Source organism: Syntrophorhabdaceae bacterium, from assembly GCA_035541755.1.
Classification (GTDB): Bacteria; Desulfobacterota; Syntrophorhabdia; order Syntrophorhabdales; family Syntrophorhabdaceae; genus PNOF01.
The window spans coordinates 1-20,204 of the sequence record DATKMQ010000124.1 but is presented as its reverse complement, the minus strand read 5'-3'; the positions used below and the strand labels follow the sequence as shown (position 1 = coordinate 20,204).

Here is a 20,204-nt window from a genome sequence, read left to right as displayed (position 1 = left end):
CTCTTGGATGCGGCTACAGCGCATGCTCCGTTCGAGCTATGATATCATCCTGAATCTGAGGCGACAGATCCACGAAATAGGCGCTGTATCCCGCCACTCGCACAAGCAGGTCCTTGTGCTGCTCCGGGTGTGCTTTCGCTTCCCGGAGTGCTTCCTGTCCCATAAGATTGAACTGGACATGGTATCCGCCACGATCAAAGTACGTTTTCACAAGGGCAACGAATTTTCTTAAGCCTTGTCGACTCTTGAGCATGGTGGGAGTGAGCTTCATGTTAAACAGGCTGTAGCTTGCCTCCTCTGTATGATTTACCTTGGTCGCGGAATTGATGACGGCAGTGGGTCCCTTCAAGTCGGCACCTCGCATGGGAGAAACGGTCCCGTCTGCAAGAGGTTCACCCGCTTTTCTGCCATCCGGCAAAGCACCGATCCCTTTGCCCAAGTAGGCGTGGGTTGTGGCGCCGCCGCGGCCAGATCGCATGGGAAAACCCGTCGCATGGGTTTCTTTCACAATCCTCCGCTGCGACCAGAGGCACAAGTCGTTGAATATTTCATCCACGTAATCATCATCGTTGCCATATTTCGGCGCGGCAAGACACATGCGTCGAATCTCCTCGTCACCTGCGCCCTCAAAGTTCCTGTCTATCGCCTGGAGGAGCCTATCCATGGTAATTCTCTTCTCCTCGAAGACCAGTTTCTTTATGGCAGCCAGCGAATCGGCTATGTTCTGATGTCCTCTATCTTTCAACCCCCACATAAGCTGTGGGTAGCGCATCCCGCCGGCAAGATAGTTCCGTCCTTTGCTGATACAATCATCAATGACGGCTGAGTGAAAGGGAAGGCTGTAGCATTTATTTCGTACCTGCCAAAAGAGCCGGTGATATTTGGCAAGAAGAGAAACAAAATAGTCAGACTGATTCTTGAAGGCCTCGTAGAGCTGGTCAAGGGAGGTGAAATCTCTCACGTCTCCCGTCTTTGGTCCAAACTGTCTGCCGGTTTTTGGATCCACGCCATTGTGGAGCGTCAACTCAAAAATTTTTGCCTGACTGATCGTAATGTGCCTGTCACCCACAAAATTCTTCCCGATACCGTATACACATCCGTTCGCAGCCCAGTCGCGAGCATCCTCGTAGGTAAGTCCTTTTGAGAGAAAGTACGGCACTTGGGCTTCATCGTTGAGAAAAGCCGGGACCCCGTCTCCTCGTTCCATGTTTACCTCCGCCGCCTTCATCCACAACGCGTCCGGAGTGCCCTTGTGGCAGCGCAGGTAGACGGGGGGTTGTACAGTTCGGAGCTGTCGCGCTGTTTCGAGAACCAGGTAAGTCAGCTCGTTACTCGCGTCTTTTCCATTGGCATCGACACCTCCGATTGTTACGTGCCGTCCCTGATTCGTCTCCGATATTTCCCATTCCACCTTCGCCCTGGCCGCCACCATTTCGGCCAGTTTCACCCAGAAAAAGCCGAGCAACTCTGCCGCTTCCTGCCGCGTGATCGTCCCCTCCTTCAGGTCATTTTCGTAGAAGGGATAGTAATACTGATCGATCCTTCCAGGGATCTCGTGAGACGCGGCCGTCTCCAGATTCATTGCCATATATACAAACCAGCTACTCTGCAGGGCCTCGCGAAAAGTCTTGGCGGGATTGGCAGGCACCCGCCTGCATATTTCGGCAATCTCCTGCAACTCTTTCTTTCTGACCGGATCTTTCTCCGTTTTTGCCATGGCGAGCGCCAGCTCTGCATGTCGGCCGGCAAACTTGATCACCGCCTCGCAGGCTATGACGACGGCACGCAGAAAGTAGTACCTGTCCATTGCATCACTCTGTGTTAACCCAACAAGCTTCTGGAGTTCCTGGTTCGCCTCGTCGATGATGCCGAGAAGCCCCTTCGAAAGGATCTTCCAATAGTTCGGGAGTCTCCCCGCGACGGCGACGCCGTGCGGCCGCGTGTAAACGCGCTCCTTTGACAAGGCAAACCATTCATCTCCGAACACCTCGGCACCTGCATCGTCGATGACCCTGATAGGCGATCTTCCCTGCCAATATGCACCGTCGGCAAGTAAACTCTCCTTCTCTTTGTCCGTCACGACCGCTTTTCTGCCTTTGGGTACATCCGGGGAGGAGGCGGCTTCCACCAGTTCAAAGACCGTGGTAGGATTGTAATCGAGGGATGGGTGGGTGCCCAGAAGATATTTGGATTGGGAGCCGACGATAAGTTCTCCATCCCGTATGACCACGGAGATGCCCTCCATCACGCTCTTGAAGGCCTTCGCCCTTCGGAGATCCAGGGGCTCCCCCTCTGTTTCCTTCCACGATTCCGTCATCAGGTGGCTACGCTCCGCATCGAGATGAGGAGTGGCCGACATGAACTCCTCTCTTCTCATCTTTACCCTGTCCGTAAGTACCTTTACCTTGTTGATCTCGTCAATCTGGACCGTCGTTACCATAATATGCCTCCTTTCCGATTTCCGGCTATCGTCAGGTCCGCAGCCATCAGGCTATTGGACCAGCGCTGTCAGTTCGCAGACATCGCGGACTCTCTCAAGTTCTGCGATCAAACCAATCAAAGTCTCCAATTGTTCCCTCCTCAAGGCCTTTGCCGAGTATTCAACAGACTGCCGGAACTTCTCGGCAACCTCGTCGAAACCCATTGGGTTCTGAGGGTAGCCTTTCACAACTTCTATTTCATTGGAATATTTCTTGCCATCTTTGGTGAGGACCTCCACTCGAGCCAAGGTCCCTTTTCCCTTGAAGTACTGTATCTTCTCGTCTACCTCCACTCTTATCTTTGCTGCCATCTCGAGCACACGAGCGTTTCCTCTGATTTCGCCGGGCTCAAAGTCCTTTAGCGTAACCTTACCCTTAACCAGGGCGACGGCCACGGTGTAAGGAATGCTAAACTGGGCGTCAAGTTGCGGGTTGACCCTGATCGCGAACGGGGCACCAACAATCTCTTTTACCGTGGTTGAGACGTGAACTGTCACAGTCTCCACATTTGAAGGTTCCAAGCGTTCTTTCGCCGCAAGTTGAAGCGCCGCGTCTATTGGGCCGTGAGTTCCGCCGCAAGAAGGGTATGGTTTCACTGCAAGGTTGACAATTTCGAACCGTTTTCCCAACTCGTCACACAGGATTTTTTTACTTGTCTCGTTATCGAAAGGAACTGCCGGATCTCTGTAGAGACGGTAGAAACCCCACTGACCTTCCAGAATATTTCGGGCGCCCGTAAATCCTGCCCTGGCGAGGAGGGCTGAATACGTCCCTGCTTTGGATGCGAACGCCACCTGCAGCCTCCTGCTTGCGGCCCCGTCTTGGCGCCCCTGCCTGTTCCCGTGGGTCTGGCTGTAAGCAATTCCCAACGCGTCGACCAAGCGCTCCTTGTCAAGGCCCAGCAATTTCCCCGCCGAAGCGGCCGCACCAAAGCCTCCCAAGATGGAAGTAGTATGCCAGCCACGGAAGAAATCCACTGACATGCCGAGACGGGCTTCAAGATCGATTCCGAGAGCCAAGGCCGTTATGAAGTCCTTTCCACTTTTTTTCTCCTGCTCGGCAATTGCGAGCGATGCTGGCAGCACGGTATCGTTGCAATGGACTCCCGACCGACCGGCCATATGAGTGTCGCCAAAATCCCGTGCGAATGTCATATAGCTGTTCACAAATGCAGCATGGATTGATGGCAACCTCCCACCAAACGTCAGGACGGTGCTCTCTTCAGTTCCTCCCCAAGACTTGACCTGGCTGACAAGTTCCGAAGACCCGGATGCAGCTGAGCCTGCGATGGCATTACCTATCGTGTCGAGAACAAATTTCTTGGTCACATCCACGACCTCGTACGGCAGATTATCGAACTGTGTACGGGCAATATTTTCAGCTAGTTCGAAAATGATGTCCATGCTATCCTCCGTTATAGAGCGTCACGCAAGGTATAGTCATCTTATTCATGGTAAAGACACAACCAATTCGTTACCGTCACGGAAAAATGTGGTCGGTAGGTCGGCCTCCCTAGTAATCGCTTCCATGTAGTCAAAGACTTCCAGCACCCGTTGGTCACGGGGAGACAAGAGTTCCGGGCTCGCCCAGTGACTATCGAGCATGACCGGTACAAAACTGACTCGCTCTACCTTGTCTTTAGATAATAAGCACTTTGCAATGACAGTCTTGCTTGAGTCCGGGCTGCGTTGTCCCGTGGCTTTTTCTCTCATTGTCTTAAGCGATCGAAGGGTCAGAACCCGGTCGCCCTCACGCTCGGCGATATGTCTCGTTTCAAGGGCAAAGTTGGCCAGACTGTGTACGATGATTTTTCCCTTGTACACCTCGACGCCCTTCAGGATATGAGTACTCGTCCCGAGCACCAGATCCGCTCCCGCATCGATAGCAGCATGACCCACCTCGAATACATAGTCAGGGATAACTGCACGCTCATGGTGGACGCCCCAGTGGTCCGTCATAACGACTAGATCAGCCTGCTCTTTCGCCTTTTTGATATCCTGCACCATTGCATCCAGGTCCTCACGGTATGCTCGAGTAACGGCCCTTACCCCTGTAGTACCGGGCTGATAATCATAAGGCTCGTACAAGGTGTGGGCTCGGACCATGGCACAGCCGGGTTTATTTTCTTCCGCAAGTGACCAATTCGGACCAACTGAGTTATATCCCAGAAAGGCGACCTTTATACCCTTCTTCTCGACAACAGCGGGTTTTCGGGCCTCGTGAATGTTCTTCCCCGCCCCGCAGACTGCAATACCGATCGCTTCGAGTCGTGTCCGACACTCGACGATCGCATCGAGACCCCAGTCCATGGTATGATTGTTTGCAAAGGTACAAACATTAAATCCAGCTGCGGGGAGGGCCGCCATTGCGCGGGGATGATGGCCTGGGGCACCGTGCGGTAACATGCCAGGACAACCTGTTTCCGCGTAGGGTACTTCGCAGTTAAAGAAGCCGATGTCCGCCGTTCTGAGGTAGGACTCAACACCTGCCAAACACAAGCGCCATTCGCTCCGCGCGAGGGCAATATCTCCGACAGCGTGAAGCACCGCCCAGTCTTCTCGTTTCTCGTTCTGACCCATGTTTTAGAGCTCCTTTTCCATGTCCATAGCCTTTCAGCTATAAGTTCTTTAGCCCTGCTAAACTCGCTCCACTATGGCGTGAAAAGCCTGTAGGTATTCAACGGTTTCGCATGGCGGACAAATGCAAAGTTCGTGGGATGGAGTGTATGGCCCGGACGCCATTCGCCGACCATTTTTCCCACACCGTGGAACATCGGTACAAAGGCAAGCGGAATCTGAGAGTAAAGCGCGCGATAAGTCTTGCCAAGCTCTCGAAGGGCGGCATCCCGCTTTCGCGGATCCATCTCGGCCTGCACCTTCCTGATGGCCAATGTGGTCTCTTCACTTGACCAAAGGGGCGTCGAGGCTCCGGGAGAGTCGTAGCCAGATAGCCTCTGCGACCAGTCTGGAAAATCACCGAGTACGTGGGTCCAGAGCCACCCAGCGGTTTTGCCGGTTTTGTTTACGTCCCGCCACTGGGCGTAGTCGCCCGGCACAATTTCCGCTTTCAGCCCTATCGCGTCCCAGTAACCTGCAGCAGCCTGGGCGAGGAGAGGTAGTTCCGGACGTTTCGGATGGGTTAGCACCTTAAAGGCGAACCCGGAAGGGTAACCAGCCTCGGCGAGCAGCTTTTTTGCTCTCTGCGGATCGTAGGGAATGGGTGCAAGTTTGTCCCAGCCGGTCAACGGTATCCAGATGGGCGCAACTGTGGCTGTATCGCCGTAGACCGCCTTGATTATGCTTTTCCGGTCAAGCGCAATGTTCATGGCCTCTCTAACCCGGATGTCTTTCCAGGGGTCCTTCCTGTGATATCCCTCTACATACCGTTTGTCCTCCGGAAGGAGCATGCCTCCGAACGGTAAAAAGACTATCTCGGCATTATGGGCCACAACGACCCTAAAACCTACCTTTTCAACTTCTTTGGCTAAATCTATGGTGATGTTATGAGCAATGTCTACTTGGCCAGTTTTGAGCATCGCCACCCTGGTGCTGTCTTCCGGTACGATGCGCAGCACAAGGTATTTAAATTCAGGAACCACAAGCCAGTGGGTATCGTAGGCTTCAAACTTTGTGTAATCGCCGGATTTCTGCTCAACGAGACGGTAAGGACCAGATCCAATAGGTCGCCGGTTCGCTTTTTCCTCACCCACGGTTTCGACATATTTCTTACAGAGCACCGGGAACGAGGGATTATCGGCAGTGCAGAAGCTGAGCCAAAGGACGGGGTCGGGCTCCCTCAATTGCAGAACGACCGTATATCGATTCGGCACTTCTATAGTTCTTACGATCTTCCTCAATTCGGACCCGACGATGTTTAATGATGTCGGCCGCATATTTAACTCTATAGAAAATTTTACGTCTTCCGCTGTCACCTCACCCCAGCCATCATGAAACTGGATACCTTTTCTGATGTGAAATGTTAACGTTTTATAGTCCTTGGAATATTCCCACCGTTCAGCCAATCCCGGTATGGGTTTCTGGGTCCTACTATCAGCGTAAATAAGAAAATCATAGACCGACTCCCAAAGGGCTGCTGCCGTCGCACTGCACCTGTCTGGCAGGAAACCTTCTTCCGCCAAGGTTGGTATTGCTGCGGTCAGCACTCCCTCCGGCTTTGGCGTCGCGGAAAACGTGGTTGAAACAAAAAGAACCAGGAATACGACGACCAATGTGGCCTTTAATCTCAGCTTCGCATGCATAACCCCTCCTTCCTGTGTCTTTTCCACTTACTGCTTCTCGACCTTTTTCCTTCAATTGGCCGTAAAGCTGCGTTTCGTCCTGGTTGCATACCCATTGAAGCTTCTCACGCCACAGTAGATATTTCGCCGCCGCCCGGTTTCCCGTTCCTTTGCCTCACATTCTTGAACCGGACAATATACTTGAACATATCGCCCCTGTATAGAATCTGGCTAAACAAGATCGGTTTCCGTCTCAGGGTATACATGATCCTTTCGATCTGCAGCATCGGTGAACCGGACGGGATCCTCAATTCCTGAGCCACTTCGTGATTGGCAAAAGTAGCCGTGATCGTCTGGAACGTCTCTTTGAAAGGAATACCAAGATCGTCGCCGAGCACCTGGACAAGGGGTTTCGTGAACAAACTCTCTTCGGTAATCCTGTTGCCGATCTCCAAGGGAAGATAGTTCACTACGTGACTCGATGGGGAATCCGCAAGGAATCTGACCCGTTCGATGCGAACTACTTCTTCATCGCTTGAGTTCATCCCGAGGCTTTCTTTAACAATCCGCGGTGGCAGAATACGTGTGATCTTAAGCGATTTGGTTGTCGATCGTTGGACTTGGCGAAAGATCTCGGCCACGTAGCCGATTGATTCGAGAGTCAGGCTGTTCTTGGAATCCCCGGCTGGGCTTACTATATTGCCATAGCCTCGTTTGCTCTGTAATAGGCCCTCCTGGACAAGTTGAGAAATAGCTTGTCGAAGAGTAGGCCTCGAGACCTTGAACCGTTCCGCCAAAACATTCTCGGAAGGAATTCTTTCACCGGGTTGGAACTCTCCGCTTATGATCCAGTCCTTTATCGTTTGTTTAATCTGGTAATATATGGGCAGCAGATTACTCACTTTAAACTCCTTGTCTCAATTCCAGAAACACACGACTCCTTTGCGAGGCTAGGTGGCTCATCACAAAAATTCAGGGGGTCAAACAGATATGCCGGTTCGGTTTTTTCCACCCTATCTCTAGCGATAAGCTAGCCCTCCTCTCTCTATGGTTTTGCCCAAAACGAGCCTTTTATCTCCTTTCGCTCACGGTGTAAAAAGCCTCGGGGTATTGAGCGGTTTCGCATGCCGGGCAAATACAAAATTTTTCGGGTAAAGTTGGTGCCCCGGGGACCACTGGCCAACCTTTGGGCTTACGCTGTGCAACCTTGCCACATAGACGAGCGGAATGTGTGTATATGCGGCGCGATATGCCTTCGCAAGGTCCCTGAAATCGGCGTCTCTTTTTTTCAAATCCATTTCAGCAAGTGTTTTTCTTACCAAAGACTTTGTCTCTTCGCCCTCCCAGAGCGGCGTCGATGCATTCGGCATTTCATAACTCATAAGCCTCTCAGACCAGTCGGGAAAGTCGCCAAGCGTATGCGTCCAGAGCCAGCCCGCAGTTTTGCCAGTCTTGTTGGTGTCACGCCACGTGGCATAATCACCTGGGACGATCTCTCCCCTCAGGCCAATAGCTTCCCAATAACCTACTACCGCTTGTGCCAGCAATGGAAGCATCGGTTCCTTGTCATGAGTGAGAAGTTTGAAGCTGAAGCCATTGGGATATCCGGCTTGGGCTAACAATTGCTTAGCTCTTTTTGGGTCGTATGGAATGGGTGGCAACTTGTCCCATCCGGGAAGCATCAAGGCTATAGGGGCTGGCACTGCAAAGTTGTGAAAGAGATCTTTGGCGACGGCCGCCCTGTCGATGGCAATATTCATCGCCTCCCTTACCCTAACATCTTTCCACGGATCTTTTCTATGATACCCTTCAACGTAGCGCTTATCCTCGGGAATCAGCAAACCACCCAAGGCTATGAAGTCAGTCACGGTGTTTCTCTGCACAATGGTTCTCAAGCCTGTCTTTTCCAGTTCAGGTATCTTGTTCATGCCGAGCTCCATGGCGATATCGAGTTCCCCGGTCTTGAGCATAGCAACTCTCGTGCTTTCTTCCGGTACTATCCGGATTACCAGATACTTGAACTCGGGAACCACGAGCCAGTGACTGTCATAGGCTTCAAACTTTGCGTAATCACCGGATTTCTGCTCGACGAAGCGATACGGGCCCGATCCAAGAGGCTGCCTGTTGGCCTTTTCCTCGCCTATGGTCTCGACATATTTCTTACAGAGGATGCCGAGACCCGTATTGTCAGCAGTGGAGAAACTCAGCCACAACATGGGGTCGGGCTCTTTTAGATGAAGGGCTAGGGTGTAACGGTCTCTAACTTCCATGCTGGCGATCTTTCTGAGGTCCGAGCTTCTCAGGTTGGTAGAGGTGGGCCGGGCGTTCAGCTCTATAGTGAATTTTACATCTTCAGCGGTTAGCTCACCCCAGCCGTCATGAAACTGTACGCCCTTTCTCAGGTGGAATGTCAGGGTTTTATAGTCCTTCGAATATTCCCAACGTTCGGCCAGGCCCGGAATGGGTTTCATGTTGACACTGTTTCCATAGATCAGGAAATCGTAGACGGGCTCCCAAAGGGGACTCGCTGTTCCACTACATCTATCCGGCAAAAAACCCTCCTCTGCAAGGGAAAAAAGTCCTACCACAAGTGTCCCCTCCGGTTTGGGCGTCGCAGAAAGCGCGGTCGAAACAAAAAAAACCAGAAGTGCGATGACAACCACTATGAGACTTAATCTCAGCTTCACATGCATAGCCCCTCCTTCTTGCCTCTTTTGCGTTTGCAACCCTCTTGGTCGCTTGACCTCAATTCGTCCCGCTCTTGTGCACTAATAATCTTCTCCCTACACTTCAACAACCACTTCATCTCCATCCCAACGGTACTCGGTGGAGAGCCCAGCCTTCTTGGTGATCTCCTGCATATAGGCAAAAATAGCCTGAGCCCGCGGGTCAGCCTTTTCGAGCGGTTCGGGGTTGGCCATGGTCATATCAAGCTGAACAGGGACGTACGAAATCCGGGTGAACCTACCATCGGAGATGTGACACTTCAGGATAAGGCTTTTGGCCTGATCAGGGTGAAGAGGACCGTAAATCTTATTCCTCATATCAGCAAAGGATTTCAGCGTTAGTATTCGCTGGTCGTCTTCACCTTCGGCCGCTCTCCGTTCCATGCAAAAATTCCCGAGGCTGTGCACAATGACCTTCCCCTTATAAACCTCGATGCCTTTCAAAATGTGGGGGTGTGTGCCAAGAACAAGATCCGCACCGGCATCTATCGCCGCATGGCCTACCTCAAAACCATAGTCGGGGATCATCACGGGAACGTTGTGGACTCCCCAGTGATCGGTCATGACCACAAGATCGGCCTTCTCTCGTGCTTTTCTGATATCCTCTACCATCGCTTCCAGATCAAGTTTGTAAGCCCATGTTAAAACCTTGGTAAACGGCGTTCCTGGCTGGAAATCATATGGTTCATAGAGAGTGTGAATGCGGACCATGGCGCAGCCGGGTTTGTTTTCCTCGGCAAGGTACAAGTTGGGCCCTGTTGAACAATAGCCGAGGAATGCAATCTTTACCCCTTTTCTCTCAACGATGGCGGGTTCCCTTGCCTCATCTATGTTCTTGCCTGCACCGCAGACTGCTATGCCAAGTTTCTGCAGTCGCCCCCGGCACTCAGCCACAGGGTCGATCCCCCAATCAAGGGTATGATTATTCGCTAACGTACAGACGTTGAAACCAGCTTGAGCTAGGGCCGGCATCCCCCGCGGATGGTGGGGCGGCGCCCCTGTTGGTGCCATTCCCGGGCAACCCGATTCTCCGTAAGGGGTCTCGCAGTTGAAGAAACAGATGTCCGCCTTTTTAAGTATTGATTCTACTCGCGCGAAACTCTGTTCCCAGTCTTTTCTTGCGATCACCACGTCCCCGACGGCGAAGAAATCGACATCCTTTTTCCCGTTTGTCTGCTCCATCGCACAAGCTCCTTTGTCCCGATTGGGTCATATTATCTCGCCCCATTCTACCTACAACATATGCCTTCTTGTGGTGACAATTCCGAATGCGGAAAAATGTCTATAATGGCTGGTTTGCATTGGTGCAATATATCTCACTTGGAAAGTTATATATACAAGTAAAAATATTTGTCAACAAAAAAATGATGCAAACAGCGCTCTGTGCATATTACCATTCAGTCACGATAATATCCAATAAATATAACTACTTTAGAAGCATGAACCGAGATTTCACTGGCATACATAACACGAAAATAAAAGAATGGACCTCTGTGGAGAAACATACAATTTTGTCATTTTTTTTGCTTGACAAAGAGTTACAGTTGTATATACTACTTTTCAAGTTGTAGGCTGGATGACCGAGGCTGCTCGGTCTTGGGTCTCGCCAGTCGAAGACAGCTGGCTCTCGAGCCGACGGCATCGAATCGGGGCAATCCCAATGAGGATCGTCACCAGGGAGGCAAGAAATGGAAAAATTGCTGTTGGATGTGGTAGCGAGAAGTTCAGAAGAGCTGATAAAACACACCAAGGGGCCCGGTACGAGATACGTCTTTTCGGACCACAATAACAATCCGGAAGGGAACATCTATGTGATCGTCAGGACGGTGGAAAATCTCGAACAGCCCGAGGCACATGTGGAGCCGCACAATCACGAGTTCGAAAGCCTCTTCATTTTTAAAGGTAACAAACCCGACCTGACCGGCCTGAAAGCGGAAGTTTTGCTCGGAGATCGCTGGTATCAGTTCGAGTCACCCAAGGCCGTGAGAATACCGCCTCTGCTGAACCACACTTATCGCTTCATAGAGGGTTCGGGCGAGTATTGGAACATCGTACTTACGCCAGGCGCCGAATATAACAAGACGATTCGGTAGTGTTCAAACCGCTCATGAGCAGGTATGTATCGATCCGCTTAATCCAAGGAATCATTGCTCTGTTTGTCGCCTCCATCGTGGTCTTCTGTCTTGCGAGGCTCACGGGAAACCCTCTGAGCATGTTGCTCCCGGAGACTGCGACACAGCAAGAATACGACGCATTAGCGAAGCAATTAGGCTTTGACAAACCCCTGCCGGTACAATACTTGATCTTCGTTTCCAAGGCGATCCGAGGTGATTTTGGCAAATCCATACGCTATCGTAAACCGGTCACCGATTCAATCGTGGAGAGAGCCCCCGCTACAATCAAACTCGCCCTGGCGGCAGCCGTTGTGAGCTTTGTAATTGCTTTGCCTCTCGGCGTCGTGGCGGCCGTAAAACGTGACAAATGGCAGGACTTCCTGGCGAAGGCTTTCGCGATCCTCGGCCAGTCAATACCGACTTTCTGGCTTGGTATTATGCTCATACAGCTCTTTGCGGTCCTCTCCGGCTGGTTCCCCGCTGGGGGTTACGGAGGATTTCGTTATTGGATTCTCCCCGCCATCACCATTGGATACAATTCTACCGCAGGTGTTCTGAGGCTAACCAGATCGGCAATGCTTGATGTTCTTGGTAGCGACTATGTCAGACTTGCCCGCATCAAAGGACTACCCAATCGACGGGTGATCTGGAAGCATGCCTTACGGAATGCCCTGATCCCGGTCGTTACCTTCAGTGGGATTATTTACGTCCACCTGCTCATGGGTTCTGTTGTAACCGAGACTATTTTTGCCTGGCCCGGTATAGGGCGACTCGCTTACGAGTCAGTCCTCTATCGCGATTTTCCTATGATTCAGGCCCTTATTATTTTGTTCGTGGGCCTCTACATCGTGTTCAATCTGATGATTGATTTATCTTACTCGTACCTTGACCCGCGGGTACGTTTCGTAAAAGAGTGAGCGTTATGGAAACGGTTGTCCGAGAGAAGATGTGCAGTTTGCCAAGAAGATTGCCCCTGCGCCTAAAACTCGGTGTTCTTCCAGCCATGCTGATATTGATCGGCTTCGTTCTTGCTGCCATATTTGCGGAGTTCCTGGCGCCAGGTAACCCCAAGCAGATCGACCTGCCGCATGCGCTGATGAAACCCCTGACCACCGTGGGAGCCACCACCGTCTGGTTGGGTACTGACAAGCTGGGAAGGGATATTCTGAGCCGGATTATCTTCGGTGCCCGCGTCTCTCTCACGGTAGCCCTTATCGGGGTAATAGCAGCGGGGAGCGTTGGGACGTTTCTTGGAATTATAGCAGGCTTCAAAGGAGGGACGGTTGACAGCATTATCTCAAGGGCGATCGACGTGATGCTCGGATTTCCCACTATTCTTTTTGCTTTGGTCCTTGCCATCGTGCTCGGACCGTCTCTGTTCAACGTGGCGCTCGTTGTGATCCTTGTCTACTGGGCGCGTTATGCCAGACAGGCCCGTGGAGAAGCCCTCAAAGTAAGGGAAATGGACTACGTTACTCTGGCCCGGACCGCCGGTTGTTCCAATCTCGTTATCATGTTTCGTCACATCTTTCCGAACGTCGTAAACAGTCTGCTCATTGTGTCCACCGTGAACATAGGAACGGTCATCACCCTCGAGGCCACGTTGAGTTTTCTGGGGGCTGGCGTTCCGCCTCCCGCTCCCTCGTGGGGAACTATGTGCGCCGATGGAAGAGACCTCCTCGTCTCCGCCTGGTGGGTCTCCTTCATGCCTGGTCTTGCCATCACCTTGGTCGTTCTCTCCGGAAACATCTTCGGCGATTGGCTTAGGGACAGGCTCGACCCGAACCTGAGGAATATCTAGATGATGAGTAACGGACGATGTCCGTCGCACACAAGGAGGATGGAAAGTGACAACATCGGATGAAGAGAGACACCGCGCCCCGATATTCAACATTCAGCGGTTCAGCATCCAGGATGGGCCCGGCATCAGGACCACCGTTTTCTTCAAGGGATGCCCCCTGCGGTGCGTCTGGTGTTCCAACCCCGAGTCACAGCGTAGCGCCCCTGAAGTAGCCCACCGCCAGTCGCTCTGCGTCGCCTGCGGTGAGTGTGCCAAGGCGTGCCCCCAGCAGGCGATCACTTTTGTGCCCGGCGAAAAAGGTCCCCGGTACCTTTTGGATAGAACCAAGTGCGTCGCCTGCGGAACCTGCGTGCAGGCCTGTACGGCAGGTGCCCTCAGGATTTACGGTCAGGTCATGACGGTGGAAGAAGTCTTCGATGAAATCAAAAGAGATGCGGACTTCTACGAGAAATCCGAAGGAGGTGTTACCGCATCTGGGGGTGAGTGCCTCTTGCAGGCCGATTTTGTTGCGGCACTCTTCCGCCTCTGCCACGGGGAAGGCTTCCACACGACCATAGACACCTGCGGGTATGGAACTGAAAAAGACCTCGAGAAAGTCCTCGCCGAAACGGATCTCGTGCTTTTCGATCTGAAGGTCATGGACAGCGCCGAACACGAGAAGCTCACGAAGCAGCATAACGAAGTAATCCTCCGTAACGCTCGTCTTGCAGCTACAAAGTCTCTTCCCATCATCTTCCGCACCCCGATCATCCCAGGGATGACCGATTCTGAGAAGAATCTCGACGCAATCGCCCGGTTCGTGGCCGGGCTCGACTGCGACAAGCGGATCGATATTCTTCCCTATCACCGTTTTGGTGAAGGCAAATACACCATGCTGGGGAGGGTATACGAGATGGGTAACGTCGCGGCGCCCGGAGACGACGAGATGCGCCGAATCCTCGAAGTGTTCAAACAGTATAACATCGAATGCGAGATTCAGGAGTGAAGGTGCGCGACATACAGAACAAGGAGAAACGATCCTCGGTTGAGATGAATGATGCGCTCTTGCGTGTTACCGATCTGAAAACTTATTTCTTTCTTCGCAGGGGCATCGTAAAGTCCGTCAATGGTGTAAGCTTCTCCCTGAAGAAGGGCGAGATTCTCGGCCTCGTTGGCGAATCAGCTTGCGGTAAAACGGTAACAGGCCTTTCGATACTGAGACTTGTTCCGGATCCGCCTGGAAAAATCGTGGGCGGTCACGTTTACTTTGAGGGCCAGGACCTGCTGACGAAGAGTGAAGAAGAGATGAGAAGACTACGGGGCTACAAAATCACAATGATCCAGCAGAATCCGGACAGCTCTCTCAATCCCGTATTCCGAATCGGGGACCAGGTGAGCGAAGCAATTGCCACCTGCCAAGAAATTGACAAAAAGGAACGGTGGGAAAAGGCGATAGAGATGTTGCATCTCGTGAGGATTGCTTCGCCTGGACTTCGTGCTCTTGAGTATCCTCACCAGATGAGCGGGGGCATGCGGCAAAGGGTGGCAGGTGCAATCGCTCTTTCATGTGAGGCGAACCTGTTGATTGCCGATGAGCCCACCACAAGCCTCGATGTGACAACGCAATTAGAATACCTCAAGCTTCTCGGCGAGATTCAGAGGAAAACAGGGGTCGCCATTGTTTTCATCACCCATGATTTCGGCATTGTCGAGCGTATTTGCGACCGCATCGCCGTCATGTACGCAGGAAGGATCGTGGAAACCGGTCCTACAACATACGTAACGAAAAAACCTATCCACCCTTATACAATGGCCCTGCTCGATTCTGTCCCAAAACCAGGATCAAAAGGCGACCTTCTTCGATCGATCGAAGGCCAGCCGCCCGACCCAGTTAACTTGCCCGAGAATTGTGCCTTTGCTCCCAGGTGTTCTCGTGCCGACACGAGATGCTTGAACGAGCTTCCGGAAGAAACCGTCATCGACAGTCAACGCTCCGTGAGGTGTTTTCATGCCGGTTGAGAGAGTTAAAACCGATAGGGTGCCTTTGCTCGAAGCGAGAAATATCAAAAGGTACTTCCCGTTTAAGAACGGCCTTTTTGCAAAGGTCAACGGCTGGATTAAATCTGTAGACGATGTGAGTTTCACGATACATAGCGGGGAAACGTTTGGCCTGGTAGGAGAATCAGGCTGTGGCAAAAGCACGACGGCAAAACTTGTACTCCTTATCTACGAGTTGACGGGCGGATCACTTTACTTTGAAGGCAAGAATATTGCCCAATACTCGTACGCGGAACGGCAAGCCTACCGGGCTTCAATACAGCCGGTTTTACAAGATCCCACAGGTTCTTTGAATCCGAGATTACGGATACGCAACATCATCAGCGAGCCTCTCACGGTAAGTCACGGCTTGAATAGAAGACAGGTCAATGAACGGATCGCCGAGGTGCTGACCGCGGTGGGGCTGAGGCCTGAACACGCGAAATTTTTTCCTCACGAATTCAGCGGTGGACAAAGGCAAAGAATCGCCATCGCACGGGCACTCTCAACGAACCCCAAGCTTATTATCCTCGATGAACCGATTTCGTCTCTCGACGTTTCTATCCGGGCGCAAGTAATGAACCTCCTAGTCGGCTTGCAACAGAAGTTCGACCTCTCTTATCTGCTCATCGCCCACGATCTCGCGGTGATCCTTCATATGAGTTCCAAGGTGGGTGTGATGTATGTGGGCAGGATCATAGAGAGTGCACCGAGCATGGATCTTTATGAACATGCCGCCCATCCCTACACAAAAGCTTTGTTTGCTGCCGCGTTCCCAAATTACAGTGAAAATTCAGAGGTATTGACTCTCCCCGGTGAAGTTGCGAGCCCTCTCCATCCTCCGCCGGGGTGTCGTTTCCATCCGCGCTGTCCCAAGGCCATGGCTATTTGTAAGGAGATCGAGCCTGCACTGAAAGAAATCGGGCAAGCGCATGTGGTTGCCTGCCACCTTTACGAGGGGGCCATGCAAACCGGGACGTCGGGTAAGCCAATAAGACAAGATGGAGCACCTGTTCTCGGTCGAGTCGACTACAAGCAGGAGGGGTTTTAATGCTCACGCGGAAGGTCCGCTGGGATTTTAGCGCTGATGTGATCGTCGTTGGCTATGGGGCGGCGGGTGCCGTTGCCGCGATCACAGCGCGGGACGGGGGAGCCCAAGTCGTTATCCTGGAAAAACAGGAGAATGAAAAACTGGTGACCACAAGCTATATGTCCGGTGGACAGATTATTTGTCCAAGTGACAGGGAAGAGTCCGAGCGCTATATGAAGGCCCTCGCCAGAGTGACCGATGAGGTCTATTGGACGGATCCCGAAGTGATCAGCGTATGGGCTAGTTACTCGATTGAGAACAGAAGGTGGCTCGAGAAAATGGGTATAGGGGATATCAGACTTTCTCGACATGGCGGGGAACACCGCCTGCCAGGGTTCGAATCAATAGACACGTACCAGATCCCAGGTATGGGGCCAGGTCTAATGCGGGAACTTTACCGACAGGTGGACCTACGAGGTGTTCCGGTAGAACACGGCCTGGCCGCTCATGGCCTTCTTTTAGATGGTAGGGGCGGTGTCATGGGGGTTCGGGCGCAGCGGCGGGCGGCTGATGGTAAGCCAGTAAACGTGGAGGCAAGGCGTGCCGTGGTCCTTACCACGGGAGGGTTCGAGTTCAATGAACAAATGAAACTCCAATACCTTAGGGTATACCCCAGTTATTTTACCGGGAGCCCTGCGAACACGGGGGATGGCGTGAAAATAGCGGCCGATGCCGGGGCTCAGTTGTGGCACATGAACTGCTGCTCCGCGCGCCTCGTTATGAAGTTTGCCCAAGTTGAGTCTGCATTTACTCCCACATTCGGCGGGGTTGATTGGAGATCTCCGGGAGGGACGGTCCTGGAGGCAGAACTCGCAAGCGGTCCTAAGAGTGTTATAGGATACGTGGTAGTGGACCGATTCGGAAGGCGATATATGAACGAAAACTTCAAGGGTCATTCGATATACTATGACCTTGCGGGATTTGACAGCCAACAGCTCCTTTTCCCAAGGGTTCCAAGTTATTGGGTTTTCGACAGCAAGAGGATGGGTGCCGGACCTATCGCGCTCAGGAGGAGTGGTCCTGCGGGTCCTGCTCAGTTCTACAGGTGGAGCGCAGACAACGACGAGGAAGTCGGGCGAGGATGGATCAAACAGGGGAAAAACATAGAAGAATTGGCACGCGAGCTTGGCATGAAACAGGGGACTCTGGCCGGTACGGTGGCAGAGTATAACGTAGCCTGCACCAACGGCACGGACACCAAATTTAGCCGCCAACCCCACACGATGGCTCCTCTCGATTCGCCCCCTTTTTACGCCGTGGCGCTGTGGCCGGGAGGACCGAACACTCAAGGGGGTCCCCGCCGCAACAGGAGGGCGCAGATCCTGAGGTCTGACGGTTCACCGGTTCCCAGGCTGTACGGTGCGGGAGAACTGGGGTCGATCTATGGCATGCTCTACCCTTCGAGCGGCGGCAACCTGGCAGAATGCGTAGCCTTCGGCCGGATAGCCGGGGAAAACGCGAGCCTGGAGAAGCCCCGTTGAAGCCATGAAAAGGCGTATGAAGTTTCGGGCGGCAAAGGTGCTTGGGAAGAAATGGACCTTATAAGGAGGGCGTATGGGACTAACGTTTGCAGAAAAAACACTGGCGAGGAAAATTGGAGCCAAAGCGACGGTCCCGGGCCAGATTGTTGAGGTTACACCTGATGTGGCGCTATCGCATGACAATACCGCCCCCATCTGGTCCACCTTTCAAAAGATGGGAGGGATCCGCGTCTTCGACCCAAAGATGCACGTTATAGTCCTTGACCATGCTACCCCGGCGGCGAACACTGAACACGCTGAGAACCATCGACTGACAAGGAAGTTTGTGAAGGAGCAGGGCATAGAGCAATTCTACGACGTAGGTTACGGAGTTTGCCACCACGTACTCGTGGAAGAAGGCTTGGCTTTGCCAGGCGAGGTCGTCCTCGGAGCTGACTCTCACACCCCACACGCCGGCGTGACTGGCGCTTTTGGTACTGGGATCGGCAGGGGAGAAATGGCGTCCGTATGGGCTCTGGGGAGCCTCTGGCTTCGAGTCCCGGAGAGCATGAAGATCCTGGTGCAAGGACGTTTACCCGAAGGCGTGACTTCGAAGGATCTCGCTCTTAGAGTGATGGGGGATATAGGCTCCGACGGAGCCCTGTACATGTGCATGGAGTGGCAGGGTGAGGCCATCGAGGCGCTCGAAGTGGACCAACGCGCCGTTCTCACCAACATGAGCGCCGAGATGGGTGCAAAAAGCAGCCATATCCCAGTCGATGCAAAAACCATTGCCTATCTTAAGAAGAGGGCTAAACGTCCCTTTGAGGCCGTTTTTTCCGATCCGGACGCTGCGTATGCACGGACTATCGAGTACGATGCCTCCCAAATGGAGCCTCTTGTCTCCTGTCCCCACGCGGTAGATAATGTGAAACCTCTGTCAGCCGTAGCTGGAACCCATGTGGATCAGGCGTTCCTCGGCACGTGCACAAATGCACGTCTCGACGATCTTGCATCAGCCGCAACGGTACTTAAGGGACGAAAACTCGCTCCCGGGACCCGCATGGTCGTGATTCCCGCGTCATCCAGGATTTACCTCGAAGCGCTGAAAGCCGGATATTTAGAGACTTTTGTTGCGGCTGGCGCCATGGTCGAAAGCCCGGGGTGCGGACCTTGCCTTGGGAATCATATGGGTGTTCCTGCGATAGGTGAAGTCGTGGTGAGCACCGCCAACAGGAATTTCAAGGGTCGCATGGGGACTAGAGACAGTGAGGTATACCTTGCTAGCCCGCAAGTGGTTGCGGCTTCAGCGGTGGCCGGCGCTATTACCCATCCAAAAGACCTTTAAGGAGATACTTATGAGCGCAATCCGGGGAAGAGCATGGAAATACGGCGATGATGTGAGTACTGATGTTATCTTTCCAGGAAAGTATACCTACACGATTACCGAACCTAAAGAAATGGCGACACATGCTCTCGAAGACCTTGATCCGGGATTTGTCCATGCGGTCAAGGCCAACGACATCATCGTGGCAGGCAAGAACTGGGGATGCGGCTCATCCAGGGAACAGGCGGTAACGTGCCTTAAGGAAAGTGGTGTGGGCGCAATAATTGCCAAGTCATTTGGGCGCATCCATTACCGGAATTGCGTCAACTCCGCTCTGCCCGCTCTTACGTGCGCAGAGGCGGTAGACGCCATCAAGGATGGAGAAGTCATCGAAGTGGACTTGGCTGCGGGAGAGATTCGTTGCCAGGCGGGTGTTTTCCGCTTCCCTAGTCTTCCGGAGCAGGTAATCACAATTCTTGATGCAGGAGGCCTTATTCCTTACACCAAGAACAAACTCTCGATGATTCAAAGTAACAGCGGTGTAAGAGATACAAATAAACATGGGTAAGCCTTAATCACTGGAAAGGAGTAAAAAAGTGAGCAAATATCGGATTGCTTTGATGCCCGGGGATGGCGTCGGAAGGGACGTGATGGAGGCCAGTCGGATAATTCTGGATGCACTGATGCTTGACGCCGAATACGTACACGCTGACATAGGATGGACCTTCTGGTGCAGCGAAGGCAATCCCATGCCCCAACGTACCATCGATACCCTAAATCGATGCACATGCGCTCTTTTCGGTGCCGTTACCTCCAAGCCGAACGATGAGGCTCGCAAGGAGCTCAATCCTGAACTGCAGGGGAAGGGTTACGCCTACAAGAGCCCGATCGTGGGTATGCGCCAACTCTTCGATCTTTACGTCAATCTTCGCCCGTGTAAGGCGTACCTTGGA

The 20,204-nt window shown here is 52.7% G+C and carries 17 protein-coding genes; 10 read left to right on the top strand and 7 right to left on the bottom strand.

The window, feature by feature from the left end:
* Positions 1–13: 13 nt before the first annotated feature.
* The 7 genes from VMT62_12650 to VMT62_12620 form a co-directional block, all read right to left on the bottom strand.
* A complete protein-coding gene (locus tag VMT62_12650) occupies positions 14–2,440 on the bottom strand; it encodes a pyruvate formate lyase family protein (protein ID HVN97270.1) in 2,427 nt (808 codons plus the stop codon).
* Between the two features lie 51 nt (positions 2,441–2,491).
* Complete coding sequence (locus VMT62_12645; protein ID HVN97269.1) at positions 2,492–3,883, bottom strand: MmgE/PrpD family protein; 1,392 nt, start codon at positions 3,881–3,883, stop codon at positions 2,492–2,494.
* Between the two features lie 45 nt (positions 3,884–3,928).
* Positions 3,929–5,059, bottom strand: coding sequence for a CapA family protein (locus VMT62_12640; protein ID HVN97268.1), 1,131 nt, complete (start codon positions 5,057–5,059; stop codon positions 3,929–3,931).
* A 71-nt stretch (positions 5,060–5,130) separates the two neighbouring features.
* Positions 5,131–6,738, bottom strand: a complete 1,608-nt coding sequence (locus VMT62_12635; GenBank protein ID HVN97267.1) for an ABC transporter substrate-binding protein — start codon at positions 6,736–6,738, stop codon at positions 5,131–5,133.
* 104 nt (positions 6,739–6,842) lie between these two features.
* A complete protein-coding gene (locus VMT62_12630) occupies positions 6,843–7,619 on the bottom strand; it encodes a GntR family transcriptional regulator (GenBank protein ID HVN97266.1) in 777 nt (258 codons plus the stop codon).
* A gap of 183 nt (positions 7,620–7,802) precedes the next feature.
* A complete protein-coding gene (locus VMT62_12625; protein HVN97265.1) occupies positions 7,803–9,404 on the bottom strand; it encodes an ABC transporter substrate-binding protein in 1,602 nt (533 codons plus the stop codon).
* Between the two features lie 96 nt (positions 9,405–9,500).
* Positions 9,501–10,625 carry a CapA family protein gene (locus VMT62_12620; GenBank protein ID HVN97264.1) on the bottom strand — a complete coding sequence of 375 codons (1,125 nt, stop codon included), beginning with the start codon at positions 10,623–10,625 and terminating at the stop codon, positions 9,501–9,503.
* A 506-nt stretch (positions 10,626–11,131) separates the two neighbouring features.
* On the opposite strand from VMT62_12620, the gene VMT62_12615 reads away from it, so the two are divergent.
* The 10 genes from VMT62_12615 to VMT62_12570 all read left to right on the top strand — a co-directional run.
* On the top strand, positions 11,132–11,536 hold the full coding sequence (locus tag VMT62_12615; GenBank protein HVN97263.1) for a hypothetical protein: 405 nt from the start codon (positions 11,132–11,134) through the stop codon (positions 11,534–11,536).
* Entirely contained in the window at positions 11,536–12,474 is a 939-nt protein-coding gene (locus VMT62_12610; protein HVN97262.1) for an ABC transporter permease, read from the top strand. The genes VMT62_12615 and VMT62_12610 overlap by 1 nt, the downstream gene beginning before the upstream one ends.
* Before the next feature lie 5 nt (positions 12,475–12,479).
* Positions 12,480–13,358 (top strand): ABC transporter permease, encoded by an 879-nt coding sequence (locus tag VMT62_12605; GenBank protein ID HVN97261.1) that lies wholly within the window; start codon positions 12,480–12,482, stop codon positions 13,356–13,358.
* Between the two features lie 46 nt (positions 13,359–13,404).
* The gene (locus tag VMT62_12600) at positions 13,405–14,343 is read left to right on the top strand and encodes a glycyl-radical enzyme activating protein (GenBank protein ID HVN97260.1); all 939 of its coding nucleotides are present in this window, start codon (positions 13,405–13,407) and stop codon (positions 14,341–14,343) included.
* Between the two features lie 2 nt (positions 14,344–14,345).
* Positions 14,346–15,356 (top strand): ABC transporter ATP-binding protein, encoded by a 1,011-nt coding sequence (locus tag VMT62_12595; protein ID HVN97259.1) that lies wholly within the window; start codon positions 14,346–14,348, stop codon positions 15,354–15,356.
* The gene (locus VMT62_12590) at positions 15,346–16,425 is read left to right on the top strand and encodes an oligopeptide/dipeptide ABC transporter ATP-binding protein (GenBank protein ID HVN97258.1); all 1,080 of its coding nucleotides are present in this window, start codon (positions 15,346–15,348) and stop codon (positions 16,423–16,425) included. The genes VMT62_12595 and VMT62_12590 overlap by 11 nt, the downstream gene beginning before the upstream one ends.
* The gene (locus VMT62_12585) at positions 16,425–17,945 is read left to right on the top strand and encodes an FAD-binding protein (GenBank protein HVN97257.1); all 1,521 of its coding nucleotides are present in this window, start codon (positions 16,425–16,427) and stop codon (positions 17,943–17,945) included. The genes VMT62_12590 and VMT62_12585 overlap by 1 nt, the downstream gene beginning before the upstream one ends.
* Before the next feature lie 73 nt (positions 17,946–18,018).
* The gene (locus tag VMT62_12580; GenBank protein ID HVN97256.1) at positions 18,019–19,272 is read left to right on the top strand and encodes a 3-isopropylmalate dehydratase large subunit; all 1,254 of its coding nucleotides are present in this window, start codon (positions 18,019–18,021) and stop codon (positions 19,270–19,272) included.
* Positions 19,273–19,282: 10 nt separating this feature from the next.
* On the top strand, positions 19,283–19,819 hold the full coding sequence (locus tag VMT62_12575) for a 3-isopropylmalate dehydratase small subunit (GenBank protein HVN97255.1): 537 nt from the start codon (positions 19,283–19,285) through the stop codon (positions 19,817–19,819).
* Positions 19,820–19,847: 28 nt separating this feature from the next.
* On the top strand, positions 19,848–20,204 hold a 357-nt coding region (locus VMT62_12570), incomplete at its 3' end, for an isocitrate/isopropylmalate family dehydrogenase (protein HVN97254.1).

What these genes read in the sequence shown, in the direction of transcription:
- VMT62_12650 (HVN97270.1), bottom strand. Translation starts at nt 2,440, where the DNA reads ATGGTAACGACGGTCCAGATTGACGAGATCAACAAGGTAAAGGTACTT.
- VMT62_12645 (HVN97269.1), bottom strand. Translation starts at nt 3,883, where the DNA reads ATGGACATCATTTTCGAACTAGCTGAAAATATTGCCCGTACACAGTTC.
- VMT62_12640 (HVN97268.1), bottom strand. Translation starts at nt 5,059, where the DNA reads ATGGGTCAGAACGAGAAACGAGAAGACTGGGCGGTGCTTCACGCTGTC.
- VMT62_12635 (HVN97267.1), bottom strand. Translation starts at nt 6,738, where the DNA reads ATGCATGCGAAGCTGAGATTAAAGGCCACATTGGTCGTCGTATTCCTG.
- VMT62_12620 (HVN97264.1), bottom strand. Translation starts at nt 10,625, where the DNA reads ATGGAGCAGACAAACGGGAAAAAGGATGTCGATTTCTTCGCCGTCGGG.
- VMT62_12615 (HVN97263.1), top strand. Translation starts at nt 11,132, where the DNA reads ATGGAAAAATTGCTGTTGGATGTGGTAGCGAGAAGTTCAGAAGAGCTG.
- VMT62_12605 (HVN97261.1), top strand. Translation starts at nt 12,480, where the DNA reads ATGGAAACGGTTGTCCGAGAGAAGATGTGCAGTTTGCCAAGAAGATTG.
- VMT62_12590 (HVN97258.1), top strand. Translation starts at nt 15,346, where the DNA reads ATGCCGGTTGAGAGAGTTAAAACCGATAGGGTGCCTTTGCTCGAAGCG.
- VMT62_12585 (HVN97257.1), top strand. Translation starts at nt 16,425, where the DNA reads ATGCTCACGCGGAAGGTCCGCTGGGATTTTAGCGCTGATGTGATCGTC.
- VMT62_12580 (HVN97256.1), top strand. Translation starts at nt 18,019, where the DNA reads ATGGGACTAACGTTTGCAGAAAAAACACTGGCGAGGAAAATTGGAGCC.
- VMT62_12575 (HVN97255.1), top strand. Translation starts at nt 19,283, where the DNA reads ATGAGCGCAATCCGGGGAAGAGCATGGAAATACGGCGATGATGTGAGT.